The organism is Bacillus cereus group sp. N24, assembly GCF_016483345.1.
Classification (GTDB): domain Bacteria; phylum Bacillota; class Bacilli; order Bacillales; family Bacillaceae_G; genus Bacillus_A; species Bacillus_A toyonensis.
Genome location: NZ_JAEHCA010000019.1, coordinates 47566 through 66755 on the forward strand (window position 1 = coordinate 47566; position 19190 = coordinate 66755).

Sequence of the window (19190 nt, forward strand, 5' to 3'; positions counted from 1 at the left end):
TGAATCGCTGTTGCTACACTTCTTGATTAAAGAAAAGGCGTTAAAACGGAAATTAGCGTCTTATCGAACTCAAGCAATTGACACATTTTGTCATCATAAAAGACACTCGAAAGAGTGTCTTTTTTCTATATTTCATAAGGACTTACTCATTCCCCAAAATAAACGCATAAAATAATGTAACTCTTTACACGCATGAATCCCTTTCTAAAAGTTGTGAAGTACGTTACGGGAGATTCAAAATAAAAAGCACTCTGACTAGAGTGCTTTTCACTTTAAAACAAGGAGGTTACATATATGGATAGTACTCTCGTATTTAACTTCGGTATTGGTATTGTCATCATTTTATTTGTCTTCTTTGTTCTTTGTATGAGCGGGGTATAGCAATCTTTTATGCCGATAATTCCTTTAAAGTATCACTTAATTTGAACTTTCTTAATTGTAATGAAGCAATCATCGCTGCCCCTGCTCCAAGCACCACACTAGCAAAAGCTAATATGCAAACTTGATTATACGGAATGATAATAACCGTTAAATCTAAGCTTGATAACACAATATAACTAAACAAAATCCCGCCAAAAATGCCAATACAACCAGCTATCGCTCCAAGTAAAGTTCCCTCTAATAAAACAATCCGTCTCATTTGCTTCGGAATAGCCCCTACCGCACGAATCATACTAATTTCAGCACGTCTTTCATGTAAACTTGAGACAATCGCATTCATTAACCCTATTCCAGAAATAATGAAAACAATTACAACTAACAAGCGAATTAACATCATCATTTGCGATAATAACTGCTCCTGTTCTTTCAATAACTCATGGCTATTAATAACTTCTACGTTCTCTTTATTATTTGTAATTTGTTTTACTTGCTTCTTAATCTCTTCAAATGATTGATTAGAATTTGTCATAACTTGAATTGCTTCATATCCTTGCACGTAAAACTTATCACGAACCCATTGTTCATTTACGAAAATGTCTAATCCTCTTCCCCTTAATCCTTGCTCAATAATCGAAACGACTTTAATCGTTTGTTTTTCTTTCCCCTTCCCTTGTACTTCAATCGTATCATGCAACTGAATCCCTAATGTTTTAGCAGTTCTCTTCGTAACGACCCCCTCACCATCTTGTAATGGCTTATTTAAATCTTGTCCTGTAATCACTTTCGCTTTTGTTATTTTTTGATAAGCAACAATATCATTCCCCACAACTTCTATCACATCATATTCAAAATCATCTTTCCTCACATTTTCATACCATTCTTGATCCGCTTTTTTAAAATCATAATTTATAAGCTTCGCTGTAAAGTCAGTAACATTTGCTACGCTCTCTTCTACACCATCAACTTTTTTAACCTTCTCCATCCAACTAAATGGTAATACTTCAGTACTTTGCGACTCTATTGGAATTCTTATTACTAAATCAGCTGGTAAATGTTTTTGTAACCCATCTTTCATGCCTTCGTAAATAGAGTTTATATACATCGTTCCAACAAGTGCTAACATAAAACCAAATGCTAGTATAGCAACCGATACAGCTGCCTTATGCCGATAACGAATTACATTCCGGCTGCTAATCGTCGTTTCAATTCGTAATATCATTTGAAGTGGTTTTGCAATCACTGGTGCTATCATCCGAATAAATAACGGAATCGCAAATAACAAACCGACCGCAAATAACAGCGCACCTATAGCACTTGGATTAAAACCTATATACCGCTCTAATACGTTACCCGTTAGTCCAATAACAGTACCAATGATTAGAATGCTACCACTAAAAGCACTCCACCTTTTTTCTTTTTTCTCATTACTAGGAAGACCTGGCCTAAGCGCTTGAACTGGTGGAATCTTTCTAACCATGAAGGCTGGTATAATAGCCCCTATAATAGACATAACAATTCCTAGTAAAAACGTAATGAGTAAAATCTCGCCTGAAATCGAAAATGATTCTTTCCCTGCCTCCTCAATATTCACCCATTTATTAATAAATGATGCGGCGATTGTTTGAGTACCTGCTCCAAGAATAACTCCTGCTAGCGATCCGATTGCCCCAATACATAAAGCCTCTAATAAAACGACTAATATAATTTGATTTGGATTACTACCAAGTGCACGTAATAATGCCCATTGCTTAAATCGACTTCTGACAGATAAGAAGAAACTTCCCATTATTAAAAGGGCTACAACAAATAAGGCAATACCACCTAAACTAAAAATTAATGGCTTCATTACATTTAGTCGTTCAAATGCCTTATCTACATAAGTACGTTGGTCCACCTTTATATTTTCAATCTTTTTATGTACATCAAAAGCAATTGCTTTTTTCACATTTACATCTTGTACTTTCACTTGAACAAGATTGAATTGATTTGGTAAATTTAATTCTTTTTGAAGCCAATGGATTGGAAAATAAGCACTATGTCCCATTGACGCCATTAACGGTGGATTTAAAATACCGACAACTTTCACAGTCTTTTCACCATGCTGCGGAAATGGCAGTTTAATCGTATCTCCTACCCGTATATTTTCACGATCTGTATACCCTTTTGTCAGTGCTACTTCAGCACCTTCTTTCGGATATCGTCCTTCTAATATTTTATAAGAATGCATTTCTGGAGAATCTTGCTCAACACCCCAATAAGATGGCTTTCCCGATAATTCTTTATAATGTGGAAAAGGATACGGTATAAGTGCTTTTGATATTTTTTCAGCATTTTCTAAGCCATCTATTCCTTTTAAACTTTCATTATTTAAATACATATCATTTTTTATATAGCCAAATTGTAAATTATAATCTCCATACCGACTTACTACTTGTTCCTTCACACTTTGCTCTACTGATTGATTGCCTAGCAATAACATCGTCGCTAACATAACACCTAAAGCTGCACCGAGGGCAATCAACATATTTCGCAACCAATTTTGTTTCATCGATTTTACCGCATACTTAATTACCCATCGCATCACCTTTACCTCCTACTTTAAAGTGACAATTCATAATCTCTTGAATGTGGATAACTTGTTGCGGGATATTTCGAAATTTCCATCCTTTACTTTCAGCATGCTCATGAATCACCTCACCATCTAATAAGAAAACGACTTTATCAGCATGGGCCGCTACGAACGGATCGTGCGTTACAATGACAGCTGTTTGCCCTAATTCATCACATGCATTGCGAAGTGCCGCAATAATATTTTTGCTGTTTTCTGAATCTAATGCCCCTGTTGGTTCATCTGCTAATATAATAGCCGGCTCATTTGCAAAGGCTCTTGCTATCGCAACCCTTTGCTGTTGCCCACCTGATAACTGTGCTGGTAAATGCTTTTCTTTTCCTTTCAATCCAACGAGCTCTAATAAACGATTTGCTGTCACCGTTGCCTTCTTTTGCGAAACATTATCTAATAATAAAGGCAACCCTACATTTTCCTCCGCATTAAACACTGGAATTAAATTAAACTGTTGAAAAATAAAACCGATTTTATGCCTTCTAAATAAAGCGAGCTCTTTTTCTTTTAATGTTGAAATCTCCGTACCATCAACTCGAATACTACCTACTGATGGAATATCTAATCCACCTAACAGCTGAAGTAAGGTCGTTTTCCCCGATCCACTTGCCCCCATAATACAAACAAAATCTCCTTTTTGAATTTGAAGATTAATATCTTTTAAGATCTTTACTTTACTATCTCCAATATCAAACGATTTTTCTAACCCTTCAATTTCAATAATATTCATCCCGATATCCCCTTCTCTCTCTATTTACCAATCTATATATTCTATTCAAAAATGCAAAATCCCTACTATTTTGTATTTTTTTGTCACATACTAACATTTATATTAACCGGCATTAAGTGCCCGATTAGTGTAAGCAAATAATCAGTGCGGGATGGATAGCCCCCACCAATTAAAATTTCACTCTATTTCTCACGTCAGAAAAGTTGACTCTCGCAACGAAAGTAACCATAATAGTTACACGAATATATAAAAACTATTCACATATCCACAAGTAGGAGGAAGAACAATGAAACATGTAATCGTTTATGCACACCCGAATACAGAAAGCTTTAACCATGCAATTTTAGAAACTGTAAAAGGTGAATTAGAAGGAAAAGGTCATGAAGTACACGTTCGTGATTTATACGAATTAAACTTCAATCCAGTATTAGGTGCTTCCGATTTCATCTCATTTTCCCAAGGAAACACACCAGAAGATATTAAAGAAGAACAAAAGCATATCACTTGGGCTGATAGTATTACATTCATTTACCCAGTTTGGTGGGCGGGTCTTCCTGCTATTTTAAAAGGATACGTTGACCGTGTATTTAGCCACGGCTTCGCTTATGCTTACGGTGAAAATGGTATTGAAAAGTTATTAAGCAGTAAAAAAGGATTGTTATTATCTACGATGGGAAATTCGGAAGAAGTATACACAGCAGGCGGTATGTTTGATGCAATGAAAAAAACAGCAGATGTTGGTATTTTTGAATTTACAGGCATTGAAACACTTGAGCATACATTCTATACAAGTGTTCCTTCTGTGGATGACAGTGTGCGTAAACAATATCTTGAAGAGGTTAAAGATGTTGTGAATCGTGCATTTTAATAAAAAAACTCCGGCTTTAACAACCGGAGTTTTTCATTTCATCATTAATTTCGGAATATACCTTTGAAGAATGCTTTCTAATTCATTCATATCTTCCTGTCTAATAAGTAAATTCACATTGTCATTCATTTTTTCTCGCCCGCGATATAAAAATATATTTTCTTTTGGATTTTCCCATGTTGATGTTTTATAGCCTTTCAATTCTTCGTATGAATAAAAGTTTAATCCGTCTACTACACCTTTTTCATATATTTTTACACTTTTAATAAGATGGATCGCTATTAAAGTCATAAAACAACTTGCTACAGCATAACTACCTGACTGAATGAGAAACTGTTCAAGTGTGCCAATATCACCACTTACGTATTGAGCATATATATACATACATTGTCCGATAAAGTACGCTGGTCCAAGTAAGGCAATCCAACGTCGTTTCACCCGAGGATATGCTGCAATAAGCTTTCCCGCGCTTTTTTTCATTTCATTTATTTTATATATCTTCCATAGAATAAAAAACAAAACACATAATGTAAAAACAAACATAATACATGACATCCAGTACATTCTTATTCTCTCCCCCTTACATCATTACATTTAAATTTTACATTTTATATACTTATAGTACATATGCAATTATGCATAAAAAAACAGGTAACCTCTTCCGGTTACCTGCATTTCATTACATCTTCTCAATCCACTCCGTCAAGTTATGCACAACTTGCGTCGGTTGAACTTCGTATTCTGTTAACTTCTCCACAGTTGTGACTCCAGTGTGGACAAGAAGGGTATGCATACCAGCATTTACTCCCGCTAAAATGTCCGTATCGTAGTTATCCCCAACCATTAATGCCTCATCTTTTCCTATGCCAAGCACTTTTAACGATTGTTCCATAATGATTGATTCTGGTTTTCCGATAAAGATTGGCTCCACACCTGTTGATACTGTAACAACTGATGTTAATGAACCGTTACCTGGTAATAATCCACGCTCAGTTGGAATAGCAATATCTCCATTTGTAGAAATAAACGTTGCACCATTACGTACAGCAAGACATGCTTTTGCTAATTTTTCATATGTGATGTCGCGATCTAAACCAACAACAACGAAATCAGGGTTTTCATCCACAAGTTCAAATCCTTTTTCCACAAGAGCATCATGTAAGCCTTCTTCACCAATCATGTATACAGTTGCATCTTGTTTACGTTCATAAATGAAATTCGCTGTCGCCATACTCGTTGTGAATACTTGCTCTGCTTTCGCTGGAATATCGAAACGAACAAGTTTTTCTGCAACTTGTTCTGGTTTACGAGTTGAGTTATTCGTAACGAATAAATACGGAATGCCACGCTCTCCTAATGCTTTCACGAAGTCGCTTGCTTCTTCAATTTGTTCTTCACCACGATACATCGTACCGTCTAAGTCAATTAAATAACCTTTATACATCTATTATGTCTCTCCTTCTATGCTAGAGTTCTCATCTATCATACCACTCTTATATTACCCCCTTTTCCAAAAGAAAAAAACGCTTTACCTTAAAGCGCCCCAGAACGTTCATTTTTTCTCTTTTACTTGGTAAGAACAACTACAATCACCCTCGCACATGTTTGCTAGCGTATTTACATCTGCATTCGCAAATAAACGCTTATACATCTCTTTTTCATCTGCACATACTTGCGGGAATCTCTCTGCAATTTCCTTTAACGGACAGTTTTGCTTTTCAATTACGAAAGAGTTCTCTCCATCTCTCTTTATTTGAACCATATAACCATTTTTCTCTTGCATTGCTGCTACCTCTTGCACTTTATATGCTAAGTTCTTTTGATTACTGATTCTCTTTTGCAATTTTTCTTCCATTCGCTTCGTTCTTTCTTTCAAAACGTAACGAAGTATTTTTTCATCGCCCATTCGAGCTAAATCTTCTAGCATATCAATCGCAAATTGCTTATATTCTTTCGGGAATGTATCTTCTCCCTTTTCACTTAACCCATACAAATAAGTTGGTCTTCCGACATGTTGCCTGACCATCTTAGAATAAATGAACCCATCTTTCTCCAGATTACTTAAATGTCTTCGGATCGCCATTTCTGTAATCTCTAAAACGTCAGCTAATTCTGCTACCGTATGCTCTCCCTTTACTTTCAACAATTGGACAATCTCGTCTTTCGTAGTGCGTGCTTCCCCCATGCTTTACCCTTCTCCCTTTTCCCTTTTCTTTCTCACATACAATATAAGATCCCCAAAAGGTATTCCCGGGGATCTCATAAGCATAATTATTCTGGTACAAATGCAGATACAGGCCCTAATTCCTTCTCTAAATAACTGCGAATATTTGCCGGGTAGTTCTCTACCACCGCAATATGTTTTTGAATCGTCTTATATAATTCATCATGATTCATTTGAATATAATCTTGCGTAAGCATTTTTCGAAGAAGGATAATTTCTTTCATTCCTTGTCCTTCTTCTGCACTTATCACTCGCTCGTCCATTAAAATATCGATAATATCTTCATAGCTTCCTGGATCGCGCATAATAAATCCATCAATCATCGCATTCCCTACATCTAATACGCAATCAATCATAAGATGGGCTATGCGCTCTAATGCATAAAATTCAAACTCGGTTTCATATATCTTCTTCTCTTGAAATGTATTTGTTGCTCGTTCTAAACATACTAGCATTTGTTCTATTTTTTTTCTGTCTACGAAGTACATTCATGTCACCTACCTGGAAATTAAAGCATTTACATTTTAATTGTAACGCTTTCTTCTGAAAAAATCGACAATTTTTCGAATTCACCTTTTCTCCGTTATTTGTTATAGTTATATTTGTATGATTTTTGAAATTGGAGGAATGAAATCTTGGAACGTGAACTCGCACTAGAAATTGTCCGTGTAACAGAAGCAGCAGCATTAGCATCCGCACAGTGGATGGGCCGCGGAAAGAAAAATGAAGCAGATGATGCAGCAACTACAGCTATGCGTGATATGTTCGATTCAGTAAACATGGCAGGTACAGTTGTAATTGGTGAAGGAGAACTTGATGAAGCACCGATGTTATATATTGGTGAAGAACTAGGAACAGGTAACGGTCCAGAAGTAGATATAGCCGTTGATCCATTAGAAGGTACAAACATCGTTGCAAAAGGTCTTGCAAATGCAATGGCGGTTATCGCAATCGCAGATAAAGGAAACCTTCTTCACGCTCCTGATATGTACATGGAAAAAATCGCGGTTGGTCCAAAAGCAGCTGGTAAAATTAGCTTAGATGATCCAATTGAAAAAACAATTGAAATTGTAGCAGAAGCTAACAATAAAAAGATTCGTGATCTAACAGTTATCATTCAAGAACGTGAACGTCATCAAGATATTATTGACCGTGTTCGTGCAAAAGGGGCTCGTGTGAAATTATTTGGTGATGGCGATGTTGGTGCATCAATCGCAACAGCACTACCTGGAACAGGTATCGACTTATTCGTAGGTGTTGGCGGAGCTCCAGAAGGCGTTATTTCTGCAGCAGCATTAAAATGCCTTGAAGGTGAAATGCAAGCTCGCTTAGTTCCAATGAACGAAGAAGAAGAAGCTCGTTGTCGTGAAATGGGATTAGAAGATCCTCGTCAACTTCTTATGTTAGATGACTTAGTATCTGGTGATGATGCAATCTTCTCAGCAACAGGTGTTTCTGCTGGTGAGTTATTAGACGGCGTGAAATTCCTTGGCGGAGATTTAGCTGAAACATATTCTATCGTTATGCGTTACAAAACAAGAACAGTACGTTTCATTAAAACGCATCACCATTTAGATCATAAACCACACTTAAACTTAGATATTTAATAAAGGAGCCATGTGTATGGAAGAACGTTTCTTTCTGTACGACGATACTGTCGCTACAAAAACTCGTTTCGTTAGCTTTATGGGAGAAAATGAGCGTCATGATTTAGCGCTTTTATACTCCGATCGTCATTACGGTAAAACAATTGTCCTTGATATGCAGAGCAATAAATTTGCAATCATCGGTCCTGACGATTTAAACGAACCAGGCTACTTAGAGCACGCATTTTCTATGACTGAAGAAATTGCAGAAGAATTACGCTCATTTTTATTTGAACTTATATAACTTATCTCAAACACCAGCTATTTTAGCTGGTGTTTTTTCGTTGTAAGAGTTTTGAATTTTCACTCTTCTATGTTATAATTAAGAGTAAATCTATTTGGATAGAAAGGACGTTATCTACGTATGCCAACATTTACTTTGTAATGGACCAGCAATTGGATAGCATTACTCTCAAAAAAGCACTGTGCTTTTTCAAGGGAGTAGTCTGCCCATTCCCATTACAAAGGAACGTAACGCATCTGTAGTATGATGTTTACGGAGGTTCCTCTTTGGGGAACCTCCTTTTATTTTTGTCTACTTCTCATGTCTTCATACTACAAGACATCCAAATAGCTGTATTACGTTCCTTTACCACTACTATAAGAGGTGAAGGAAAATGCAGAAAGTACAACTTTCTTGGAGTTTATATGAAAATCAGCAAAACACAATCGAAAAATATTGTAAAAATTGCGGACGTAATACCCTATTTACTGATACGAATATTCGCAGGCATAACGCCAATGGAAAAAACATATACCGCTTTGCCATTTATAAATGCCCGAACGATCATACGTGGAATCAAAAACTGCGCATTTATAAATCATTTACTGATCATGTGGAAACAATCGATATGATTCAGCAAGACCAAACAGAAACAACTACTACCATTTCTATGACACAACATAAAGAAAGTGGCATAGTTGAAATCACGATTGTATTAGACATCGTTTTTGGCTCCCACCGAATTGATAAAGTGTTATCCACATATATTTCAGATTGGAGCCGTACTACCATTGTGGATAAAATTAAAAGTGGGGATATTCAATTGAACGGACAACAAATGAAACCAAATAAACAACTCTCTGAAGGCGATTATATTTCAATTTGTTTATAAGCGAGAATATGCAAAAAATCCTCTTACAATCGTAAGAGGATTTTTTTATTTCTTCACTTTTCGTAATACGAAGTGTGCACAACCGAAGTTACAGTACTCGTATAAATACTCTGATAAAGTACTAATTTTCGTATCATATGTCGCACGTTGGTTACTATCATCAAAGAATCCGCGCAATCTAAGTTGCTCATATCCCCAGTCTCCAACGATATAATCATATTTATTTAAAATTTCTGCATAGCGCTCTTTAAATGCTTCTTCACTAAAACCGTCACGAAAGTTTTTAATTACTTCGTACTGAACATTATTAATGCTCACCGTAGCATGAATTTCTTGCTTTTGCTCCATCATTAACTTCCTCTCTAAGCATTCTTCTTTTTATCGTATCACAAAGCATAACAACCAACAATTTCAAATACAAAAAATTGCAAATTAGTACATGCTATGGAGAAGGAGGTGATACATCGTGAAAAAACAAATTTTACTTTCCCTTCTCACTCTTTCCCTATTTGCAGGCTGCCAATCAACGAATAAAGCCGAAATGGAACGTGAGGAAGGAAGCCGTGTTCTTGTTTCCAACAAAAACGACATGTATCATACGGAAAATACAAATACACGATTAACGAGAGTCGGTTATTCATCTAAACAAAAGCATGAAGTATCTAACAAACAAGTAGGAGCCATTAACCGTGAGAAAGTTGCTGAAATGATTACAAGCATGACGGTCAAACTTCCTGACGTTACAAACGCTGCTACGCTCGTTACCGATGATGAAGTATTTGTTGTATACCGTGCAAACACAACGAATCCGAAACTCGTAGCGGATCAAGTATATAAAGCTGCTTTGTCCATCGTTCCTCGCTATTATAAAGCATATGTATCGACAGACCAAAAGTTGATTTCTCAAATTCAAGGACTGCAATCTGGTGCATTAAATGATACAGAATATACGCAAAGCCTCGATATGTTAAAACGGGAAATGAGTAAAAATCCTCATTTGAACAACACAGGGGATCAGACTTTAAATGATATGATTAAAAAGTAAAACAGGTGGAGAAAACCTCCACCTGTTTTACTTTTTATTTTTTATTACGATCCGCATAAACCTCCATCGCATCACACATAAACTGTGCTAACCCTTCGCCAAACTTATCAATATTTTTCGTGAAGCGCTCATCAGCGACGTACATTTGACCGAGTCCCTTGAAGGCTTCTAATGAATATTCACCAAAGTTTTGCAAGTAATCATACCATACTTTAATAGCTTCTTGTGCCTCTTTAGAATCAGGTGCACCATGTCTAAGCGCCGCTAAATTTCTGTAAATAGTATTAAACTCTTCCTGATTCTCTTTTGACATACCTTTTGCATATTCGTTCGCTTTATCTACAGCTGTATCTCCCCATCTTTCACGCGCTTCTTCTTCATATGGGTTATGGCTAAAATCAAATCCTTCAAATTTCTCTTTGTTCGTCATTTCAATCTCTCCTTTTGTATGCTGAATTGTTTTATCAATCGTCGCAATCACCTTATCTAACCTCGCACGTTTTTCAAGAAGCATTTTCTTATGAAGCTGTAATGCTTCTTCGCGATCAAATGACGGACTCATGATAATTTCTTTAATTTTCTTCAAAGGGAAGCCTAGCTCTTTAAAAAATAAAATTTGCTGCAACGTCTCTAAATTTTTGTCAGAATACAGACGATATCCAGATTCTGTCGTCTCGTCTGGGGTTAACAACCCAATTTCATCGTAATGATGCAGTGTGCGCACACTAATTCCAACTAAATCAGCTACTTCTTTTACTCTCATTGTCATTTGTATCTCCCCCTTAATACATACGATAAAGTATGACGGAACGTTAGAGTCAATAAGTAAATTCATTTTATCCCTCTATTTGCGAGCAGTAATACCCTCACCTCAAAATTCGGGGAATAGACAACACTCCCATTGATTAAAGTTTCAATTTATCTCTAAAAGTTTCATCTCTCCCATATTTCATGCATAATAGATATGTACATATATTAGAAAGCGGTGAAAGTATGGTTTCAAATACTGTAATTGCCAGCATCATCATGCAACTCGTTGTTTCGGTTCTGGTCCCAATCATTGTACTCGTTTATTTCCGTAAAAAATATAATATTAATTGGAAAGTGGTCGGAGTTGGTGTTCTTATCTTTATCGGATTTACCCAAATTCTCGAAACACCATTTCACCTATTTATGCGCGGTAATCCAGCAATCGCTCCATTTTTAGAAAATCCATTTGTCTTTGCACTTTATGGCGGGCTAACTGCTGGTATTTTTGAAGAATTAGGACGCTTCGTTGCCTTCTTCTTCCTACTAAAAAAATATCTAGAATATAAAGATGGCTTTGCTTACGGAATTGGTCACGGCGGGATAGAATCTATTTTAGTTGGCGGATTCTCTGCATTGCAAACTCTTATATTCGCAAATGCTATTAACGATGGTAGCTTCGCTCAAATGGCAGAAAAACTACCTCAATTAAATCTTGTAAAGGACATGTTAATCGAGCAGCCTGCCTATTTTTACTTCCTTGGTAGCGTAGAAAGAATTATGGCACTCGTATTGCAAATTGCCTTTACAATGCTTGTCTTATACGCAGTAAAACAAAAGAAGTACATCTTCCTTGTATATGCTATATTATTCCACGCATTTGTAGACTTTTTCGCAGCACTTTACCAAACAAAAACGATCAACATCTTTGTTGCAGAAGGGATTACTCTTCTACTAACAATTTGTGCTCTCGTTGTGATTCGCAAAATGAAAGAGAAATTAATGAGTGTGCCGGAGTAAAAAATAACCCACCAGTTGGTGGGTTATTTTTTATGGATTGTCGCAACGATGATAGCTTTTTCCTCCTCGCAGCTCCCTCTTTGTTTCTGCATCTATAACGATATACTTATGCAACTCCTCTACTTCATTTTGAGAAAAGGAAGCGAAAAAGTATACTTGGCGATCAGGATGAATAAACGAATCTTGAAGCACCACTCTACTGCGACAGCCGACAGCTGTTTTTTGCCTAAAAATAATTTCCTCATCGGCCACTTCTTTAAATGAGATTTTTTTACGAACACTATATGCTGCATGTTTGTACTCTTTATAGATTTTCTTATCTAATTGTTCATAAAACACATTTTCATTCACAAATGTTTTAGTTAGATTGCTCGGGTATTCTAATTTTTGATTTGATTGTGCATATGTTGTGGACAATTGGATGCAACAACAAATACTGACTACAATGCATATTATTTTTTTCATAATTGCACCTCAATTTTCTCCCCCGCTATTTGCGGGCAGTAACTGTCCGATTGGTGAAGGCTAATAATCAGTGGATAAATCCCCCCACTGATTAAAGTTTCACTTTATTATCCACATTACTTTTCCACATACTTAGATCACTATTCCGTTTCCAAGAAAAAGGAATTTTTCCCACATTTGTCGAAGTATATAGCGTCAACTTGAAAGATGGGGATGAATTATGAAGAAAATTATTGTCATACGACATTGTTCCGCAACTGGACAAAAACGTGATGCCGAGTTAACGACTGCCGGAAAAGATCAAGCTAACACCCTTGCTACATTCCTCTTAGAAAATCAGCTACAAATAGATCATATTATTTCGAGCCCATTTGTCCGAGCTATCGATTCTATTCGGCCCTATGCGCTCCAAGCTAACCTATCTATCGAAGAGGATGAACGTTTAGCTGAACGTATATTAAGCAGCGTTCCGATGGATGATTGGATGCCAAAACTAGAATCTACTTTTACAAACATAGATATTGCCTTTTCAGGCGGAGAGTCAACAAAACAAGCGACGGACCGTGCTATATCGCTTATCCAAGACGTTTTAAAATTAAACCATACTACAACACTAATCGTTACACATGGAAACTTACTTACACTCATTTTAAAGCACTTTGATTATACGATCGGCTTTAATGAATGGAGAACTTTAACGAATCCTGATGTTTACGAAATTACAATCGATGAACAAAGTATCATAAAACGATTATGGGAAGCATCGTCCAAGTAGTATCCCTTTCCAAAACACTCAGTTGACGCCACGAGAAGAGACTGTATTAACATTAGAGAGGGGTATCATTCCACATGTATGAAGATGTACTTTCTTTACTACATAAAACAAATATTTCTTATGAGAAGTTTGAACACGAGCCAGTACTCGATTATGAGACAGATCGTATCGTTCGTGAAAGACTTGGTTTGCAAGGTACTCCAAGTAAAAGTTTATTTTTAAAGTCAAAATCCGGAAATTATTTCGTATTTTTTACGTTAGAGGGTACTCGGCTCGACCGAGGAGAAATGAAAGAAATTACGGGAGAAAGCTTATCACTCTGCTCTCCACATGAGTTACGAGAAAAAACTGGTTGCACGCCAGGATGCGTAGCTCCTTTCGGTTATTCACAAGATGTAACGATTATTGTGGACAGTTCCATTTATACGTACGATAAAATTTTAATTACACCTGGTGTACCCGAATTTACAATTGAATTATCCACAGAGGAATTAAAAAAGATTGTATTCACATGCCCAAATACTGTTTTAGAGTACAAACAAAAAGAGAGCTAATAATTAGCTCTCTTTTTTCGCTATTTCGCTTCTGCTGTTTTCTCTTTTGCAGAACGTACTTGCTCGTCCGCATGATAAGAAGAACGTACAAGTGGGCCAGCTTCACAGTGGCTAAATCCTTTGCTAAGTGCAATTTCTTTAAGCTCTGCAAATTCTGCTGGTGGGTAATATTTAAGAACTGGTAAATGCTTCTTAGATGGTTGTAGGTATTGTCCAAGAGTTAAAATATCTACATTGTTTGCACGTAAGTCATCCATTGCTTCAATTAAATCTTCTCTTGTTTCACCTAAACCAACCATAATGCTCGATTTAGTTGGAATATCAGGCTGCATTTCTTTTGCTCGACGTAAAAACTCTAATGAACGGTCATACTTTGCTCTAGCGCGAACTCGGTTAGATAATCGACGTACTGTTTCAATGTTATGGTTTAAAATATCTGGTTTTGCATCCATTAACATTTTTAAGTTTTCTTCTACCCCAGCCATATCAGATGGTAATACTTCAATAGACGTGAATGGGTTTTTACGACGTACAGCTCGTACTGTTTCAGCAAAAACAGCTGCTCCGCCGTCCTTTAAATCATCACGTGCAACCGCTGTTATAACAACGTGCTTTAAGCCCATTTGTACTACTGAATCTGCTACGCGTTCTGGTTCTTGTAAATCAAGCTCAGTTGGTAAGCCTGTTTTAACCGCACAAAAACGACAAGCACGTGTACAAACCGCACCTAAAATCATAAATGTTGCTGTTTTTCTTACAGCCCAGCATTCATGAATATTCGGACATTTTGCCTCTTCACAAACGGTATGAAGATTTTTAGAACGCATCATTTTCTTTAAGCCTGTATAGTTTTCATTCGTGTTTAACTTAATTTTCAACCATTCGGGCTTGCGCTTATATTCTGTTTGTTTTGTCATGGTTATCAACTCCGCACAATATGAAATAGTTTACCGTGTTCGCTTCTTTCAATGTAACATATCTATTCTAACGTATGAAAGCGATTTGCTCAAATGAAGATTCTAAGATTTTTTCCAATCGTTCCCTATAATGAAATGCTCCGTATATCCCACACTAAAAAGAGTGATGTTGTGAAAGGAGTCTATTTCATGCTTCGAAAAATTTCTCTTTTGCTTTCTATTTGTTTTCTTCTCCACCAAAACATCGCTTACGGTGAAGATAATCAGCAAAGCATATACGAAAAGCGCATGGCACTATATAAAGAAACCGAGCAATCTTCAGGCATTCCATGGTATTACTTAGCTGCAATGGATCAATATGAAAGAAATATACGGAGCGTAAGAAAAGATATTCCGAAAAAACCAGATGCCATCATTTCCCTTTATTTCAAACCAGAAATTTGGGCTGGACCTGTTAATAGTAACGATACTCTCCCCCATACAATTTCTTTATTTGGCGGAATGGGTTTAGATGGTGACAAAGATGGATTTGCAAATGCAAATAACGACCGTGATCTTCTGCATACCGCAGCAACTATTTTAAAGAAACAAGGAACGTCAGAAGAACGTATTAACATTATGCTTTGGGAATATTATAGACGTGCGAAAACAGTTGATTTAATTACCGAATACGCCCGAATTTATAAACATTATGGACGTATTAATTTAGAAGGAAATGCTTTTCCTCTCCCAATTCGCAGTGACCATAGCTACCGTAGTACTTTTGGTGCTGGCAGAAGTTTTGGCGGAAGAAGAATTCATGAAGGAACTGATATTTTTGCCGGATATGGCGTGCCAGTAAGATCGACTTGCTATGGCATTATTGAAACGAAAGGTTGGAACCGCCTTGGTGGATGGCGCATTGGTATTCGCGACCTTCATAACAATTACCATTATTACGCTCATTTAGGCGGGTTCTCAAAAGAAATACAGCTTGGACAAATTGTTGAGCCAGGAAAAGTAATCGGATTTGTTGGTAGCACCGGTTATGGACCTCCTGGTACAGCCGGAAAATTTCCGCCCCACTTACATTTTGGCATGTATAAAGACAATGGCTATACAGAATGGGCCTTCGATCCATACATGCATTTAAGCTTGTGGGAACGAAAAGAACGAGCAAATACAAAACGATAACCGTAGCATATTGCTACGGTTATTTTTTAAATTCGGCTAACTATCCGTTTTCTTTTTATCAGGTACAACAACACTCCCGCTTCCATAATACGTAGGCACTTCCCCTTGAACAATGCGCGTTGCAATCGGAACATCTTGTTTTACTTTTATTTCTTTCGTATGAAATGGAATAATTACTTGCAACGTGACTTCCATCTCCATAATAATTTGAATCGCTGTCGTATTGATCCCGTGCGGTTCAATTTTTTGTTTAATATCCGTATTCACATGACCAATCGTCGTGAAATCAATTGGAATATCGGGTCCTATATTTCCAAGAAGTGCATTATCCGTTACACGACCAAAAGGAACTGCCATCGTTGCTCCATTTTTTTCAGAAATACCTAGTCCCTTCAAATCACCTTGTTCTACTTGCTGTAAATATTTTTCTATGTATGTGGTCGTTGATGTTACGATTTCATTTACTTGCTTCGTATTTAAATTAATTGTGGATACTTTCCCGTTTTTATCATTTTGTACTTTCATTAATGAATCCACATCGAATCCTTCATTAATTCTATCTTTTACCGCCTTCGTCATAATCGCTGTCGCCATTTTATGCGTCTCTACTTCTCCATATTTAAGTAACGTCGGCTGAATGCTACTATTCACAATCCATAATCCTTGCACGAGTAATATAACAAAAAGAATAAACGACATAAGCAGTATGTACCGAAAGGAAATAGGCCCCCTTCGAAACCGCGAGTTTTTCGAACGAAATATACTCATAAAAAAACCTCCTTCTTATATCATTTCTATGCAAGAAGGAGGGACGATATATGCTTATCTCATTTTTAATAATGCTTCTTTTCCGATTGTGCCAGCCGTAATACCTAAAGCTTCGGCTTCAATCGTTACTGATTCTAGCGGTGCTTCAAGAAGTTGTTCAATCGTTCTTACACCAACCGCGCGGCCAGCAATAATACCTCGATCACCTAACTTCTCATTTAAAAGACCTACATCTAATGCACCGCACATAATATATCCTTTATCGCTCATTACAGCTAGCAAATTTGTCTTTGGAAGTTTGACGCTAACCGCAATAAACGTATAATTATCGATTATAATTGGCTCCACATTAACCATAGTTCACACTCCTCTCTTTCTTATCTGTATGACAAGAGAAAAATGAGTGTTACAAGTTAACTAGCCTATAGTTTGACGGAAGATGTATGAGTTATCAACACGTCTGTTAACACATCTCTGAGTAACTCTGGCATATAATATTGTTTGTCAGAAAGTGTGGATAGCTCTGGGTATAAGTATCCGAATGTAAACATATCAATCGTTCCTACCGTATATATACGATCTAATTCCAGCGATTCTCCGTTAATCAATACATCTTCGAGTAAAATTTTATTCCCAGGAATCGTATCCGGAATGACTTCGACACCAGCGTAAATCATTTTCCCCATCACTTTTCCACGAAATCCAAATCCTTTTACCTCAAGGTTCTCCATATTCGGACGGCGCGCTTTCAAAATAACTTCTCGTAACGTTTTCCCTGGTACTTTTAATAAACATGGATTAATGGGATGTGGACAAATTCTGTGAATATCTCCGCGCGTCACAACACCTTCATTTAATCCCTCTAATAGCACACCAGCGTTCACCATTCCAATCTCTGCACCACACCACGTTTTCAGCGCATTTGCTAACATGTGCGAAAATGATGTCTCCTGAAACCAATCGACCGGTAACGCTTCCTTTAAATGAACGACAGGCTCGGCCATAATCTGTTTACTTTCTTCCTGCAACACTTCAATTGTGGATAACGGTTTGCTATAAGCACCTAAACGTTCTGTCTTAATCGCTCTACCGTCCTTTTCCAACAGCTTCTTCGTCGCTTTATCCACAGTAAGCTGAACATGCCCAACGTAACGTCCCCACTTTTCACAACAACAAAGTAACGTATTATTCATAAGAACGCCACGCTCAAATAAATGGTGCGTATGTGCACCTAAAATAACATCTATATCATAATGCTCCGCCATATACTCATCCATACTTTTTCCAAGATGCGAAAGGACAACTGTAATATGAGCCTCATCTCGCACTTCTTCTAAAATAGACTCTAAATGGATAAGCGGATCTTCAATATGCCAATCGAGCATATGATAAAACTCTGGATAAGCTACCGTTAACCCGATAAAAGCAATTGTAATCCCATCTGTCGTTGTATGTAATTTATAAGGCTTTGCCCATGCTGGACGTATACCTTCTTTTTCAAATAAATTCGCGACGAGCACCTCAAATCCAGCATCATCATATAGACGATTCAAATGCTCCTTCGCTAACGTAATTCCTTCATTATTTCCGATCGTTACATAATCATATAACGCCTCATTTAAAAGCTTCGTATTTCCAAGCCCATTTGTCGCCTCCGAAATACTATGAAAACGATCCACATGATCGCCAATATCCACAGTTAAAACAGTCTCTCCCGCTTCCTGTCTTCGCTTTTTCTCCCCTTGTACAAACCGAGAAATTTGCGGCCAATTTTCAAAATGACTATGTATATCGTTTGTATGATAAAGATGGATGATTGTTTCTTTATTTATATTCAGAGAAAAAACCTCCTCTCAATTCCTTACTGCCATTTACGCTATACGTACGCAATAATCCTGTAAATACTTTTCGTCTTTTCTTGCTATTTTACATTGTACTCGCATTATGAGAAAAAGCAAAAGATTGTCTTTTTAATATGGAAACTTTTGTTTTTTCTAGTTGGTGTGAAAGGATTTTAGATGGTGAAGTTGGGGATTTTTCAAAAATTTTAATAGAGAATTCAGTGGGGGGGTTGTTCAAGTGGATTTGTCAGTATCTTTGTCTTAAATCTAGTCGTTCTCTGTTCTTATAAAATGTTTG

22 protein-coding genes are annotated in these 19190 nt (G+C 36.9%); 9 read left to right on the plus strand and 13 right to left on the minus strand.

The features are described from left to right. Window positions 1–388: 388 nt before the first annotated feature. Together JDS95_RS22725 and JDS95_RS22730 are read right to left on the minus strand one after the other, a co-directional pair. Window positions 389–2962, minus strand: a complete 2574-nt coding sequence (locus JDS95_RS22725) for an FtsX-like permease family protein (protein ID WP_199690805.1) — start codon at window positions 2960–2962, stop codon at window positions 389–391. Beyond that, a complete protein-coding gene (locus JDS95_RS22730; protein ID WP_001021167.1) occupies window positions 2946–3734 on the minus strand; it encodes an ABC transporter ATP-binding protein in 789 nt (262 codons plus the stop codon). The genes JDS95_RS22725 and JDS95_RS22730 overlap by 17 nt, the downstream gene beginning before the upstream one ends. Before the next feature lie 286 nt (window positions 3735–4020). Here JDS95_RS22730 and JDS95_RS22735 point away from each other — a divergent pair, with 286 nt between their 5' ends. After that, window positions 4021–4602, plus strand: coding sequence for an NAD(P)H-dependent oxidoreductase (locus tag JDS95_RS22735; RefSeq protein ID WP_000683404.1), 582 nt, complete (start codon window positions 4021–4023; stop codon window positions 4600–4602). Between the two features lie 33 nt (window positions 4603–4635). On the opposite strand, the gene JDS95_RS22740 is transcribed toward JDS95_RS22735, so the two are convergent. The 4 genes from JDS95_RS22740 to JDS95_RS22755 form a co-directional block, all read right to left on the minus strand. Continuing rightward, window positions 4636–5166 (minus strand): hypothetical protein, encoded by a 531-nt coding sequence (locus tag JDS95_RS22740; RefSeq protein WP_000289890.1) that lies wholly within the window; start codon window positions 5164–5166, stop codon window positions 4636–4638. A gap of 115 nt (window positions 5167–5281) precedes the next feature. Continuing rightward, window positions 5282–6046: a TIGR01457 family HAD-type hydrolase gene (locus JDS95_RS22745; RefSeq protein WP_085451236.1), complete on the minus strand. Its 765-nt coding sequence runs from the start codon at window positions 6044–6046 to the stop codon at window positions 5282–5284. Between the two features lie 108 nt (window positions 6047–6154). Continuing rightward, on the minus strand, window positions 6155–6787 hold the full coding sequence (locus JDS95_RS22750; protein ID WP_000503334.1) for a helix-turn-helix transcriptional regulator: 633 nt from the start codon (window positions 6785–6787) through the stop codon (window positions 6155–6157). 86 nt (window positions 6788–6873) lie between these two features. Then, window positions 6874–7314: a DUF86 domain-containing protein gene (locus JDS95_RS22755; RefSeq protein ID WP_000273995.1), complete on the minus strand. Its 441-nt coding sequence runs from the start codon at window positions 7312–7314 to the stop codon at window positions 6874–6876. 147 nt (window positions 7315–7461) lie between these two features. Here JDS95_RS22755 and glpX point away from each other — a divergent pair, with 147 nt between their 5' ends. The 3 genes from glpX (at window position 7462) to JDS95_RS22770 (ending at window position 9587) form a co-directional block, all read left to right on the plus strand. Next, the gene (gene glpX / locus JDS95_RS22760) at window positions 7462–8433 is read left to right on the plus strand and encodes a class II fructose-bisphosphatase (RefSeq protein ID WP_000439085.1); all 972 of its coding nucleotides are present in this window, start codon (window positions 7462–7464) and stop codon (window positions 8431–8433) included. A gap of 16 nt (window positions 8434–8449) precedes the next feature. After that, window positions 8450–8716 (plus strand): DUF3055 domain-containing protein, encoded by a 267-nt coding sequence (locus JDS95_RS22765; protein ID WP_000392613.1) that lies wholly within the window; start codon window positions 8450–8452, stop codon window positions 8714–8716. Between the two features lie 373 nt (window positions 8717–9089). Continuing rightward, on the plus strand, window positions 9090–9587 hold the full coding sequence (locus tag JDS95_RS22770; RefSeq protein WP_001174592.1) for a hypothetical protein: 498 nt from the start codon (window positions 9090–9092) through the stop codon (window positions 9585–9587). A 45-nt stretch (window positions 9588–9632) separates the two neighbouring features. On the opposite strand, the gene JDS95_RS22775 is transcribed toward JDS95_RS22770, so the two are convergent. Next, the gene (locus JDS95_RS22775; protein ID WP_000435941.1) at window positions 9633–9935 is read right to left on the minus strand and encodes a YutD family protein; all 303 of its coding nucleotides are present in this window, start codon (window positions 9933–9935) and stop codon (window positions 9633–9635) included. Between the two features lie 118 nt (window positions 9936–10053). Between JDS95_RS22775 and JDS95_RS22780 the strand changes: the two genes are divergently transcribed. Further along, window positions 10054–10632 (plus strand): YhcN/YlaJ family sporulation lipoprotein, encoded by a 579-nt coding sequence (locus JDS95_RS22780; protein WP_000744140.1) that lies wholly within the window; start codon window positions 10054–10056, stop codon window positions 10630–10632. Window positions 10633–10666: 34 nt separating this feature from the next. On the opposite strand, the gene JDS95_RS22785 is transcribed toward JDS95_RS22780, so the two are convergent. Further along, window positions 10667–11401, minus strand: a complete 735-nt coding sequence (locus tag JDS95_RS22785) for a MerR family transcriptional regulator (RefSeq protein WP_000178765.1) — start codon at window positions 11399–11401, stop codon at window positions 10667–10669. A gap of 182 nt (window positions 11402–11583) precedes the next feature. Here JDS95_RS22785 and JDS95_RS22790 point away from each other — a divergent pair, with 182 nt between their 5' ends. Continuing rightward, window positions 11584–12399 carry a YhfC family intramembrane metalloprotease gene (locus JDS95_RS22790; RefSeq protein WP_002045642.1) on the plus strand — a complete coding sequence of 272 codons (816 nt, stop codon included), beginning with the start codon at window positions 11584–11586 and terminating at the stop codon, window positions 12397–12399. A gap of 30 nt (window positions 12400–12429) precedes the next feature. Here JDS95_RS22790 and JDS95_RS22795 read toward each other — a convergent pair whose 3' ends face one another. Next, complete coding sequence (locus tag JDS95_RS22795; protein ID WP_000719923.1) at window positions 12430–12864, minus strand: hypothetical protein; 435 nt, start codon at window positions 12862–12864, stop codon at window positions 12430–12432. A 220-nt stretch (window positions 12865–13084) separates the two neighbouring features. On the opposite strand from JDS95_RS22795, the gene JDS95_RS22800 reads away from it, so the two are divergent. Then, complete coding sequence (locus JDS95_RS22800) at window positions 13085–13639, plus strand: histidine phosphatase family protein (RefSeq protein ID WP_085451234.1); 555 nt, start codon at window positions 13085–13087, stop codon at window positions 13637–13639. A gap of 74 nt (window positions 13640–13713) precedes the next feature. After that, window positions 13714–14193 (plus strand): YbaK/EbsC family protein, encoded by a 480-nt coding sequence (locus JDS95_RS22805; RefSeq protein WP_000272759.1) that lies wholly within the window; start codon window positions 13714–13716, stop codon window positions 14191–14193. A gap of 20 nt (window positions 14194–14213) precedes the next feature. Here the strand turns inward: JDS95_RS22805 and lipA are convergent, their stop codons facing one another. Then, window positions 14214–15110 carry a lipoyl synthase gene (gene lipA / locus JDS95_RS22810; RefSeq protein WP_000166368.1) on the minus strand — a complete coding sequence of 299 codons (897 nt, stop codon included), beginning with the start codon at window positions 15108–15110 and terminating at the stop codon, window positions 14214–14216. A 189-nt stretch (window positions 15111–15299) separates the two neighbouring features. Here lipA and JDS95_RS22815 point away from each other — a divergent pair, with 189 nt between their 5' ends. Then, window positions 15300–16283 carry a M23 family metallopeptidase gene (locus JDS95_RS22815; RefSeq protein ID WP_000944683.1) on the plus strand — a complete coding sequence of 328 codons (984 nt, stop codon included), beginning with the start codon at window positions 15300–15302 and terminating at the stop codon, window positions 16281–16283. Between the two features lie 36 nt (window positions 16284–16319). On the opposite strand, the gene yunB is transcribed toward JDS95_RS22815, so the two are convergent. The 3 genes from yunB to JDS95_RS22830 form a co-directional block, all read right to left on the minus strand. Then, window positions 16320–17051 (minus strand): sporulation protein YunB, encoded by a 732-nt coding sequence (gene yunB, locus JDS95_RS22820; protein ID WP_001974325.1) that lies wholly within the window; start codon window positions 17049–17051, stop codon window positions 16320–16322. 54 nt (window positions 17052–17105) lie between these two features. Continuing rightward, complete coding sequence (locus JDS95_RS22825) at window positions 17106–17408, minus strand: YunC family protein (protein WP_000248463.1); 303 nt, start codon at window positions 17406–17408, stop codon at window positions 17106–17108. Window positions 17409–17473: 65 nt separating this feature from the next. Further along, entirely contained in the window at window positions 17474–18889 is a 1416-nt protein-coding gene (locus JDS95_RS22830) for a bifunctional metallophosphatase/5'-nucleotidase (RefSeq protein ID WP_206773905.1), read from the minus strand. Window positions 18890–19190 lie beyond the last annotated feature (301 nt).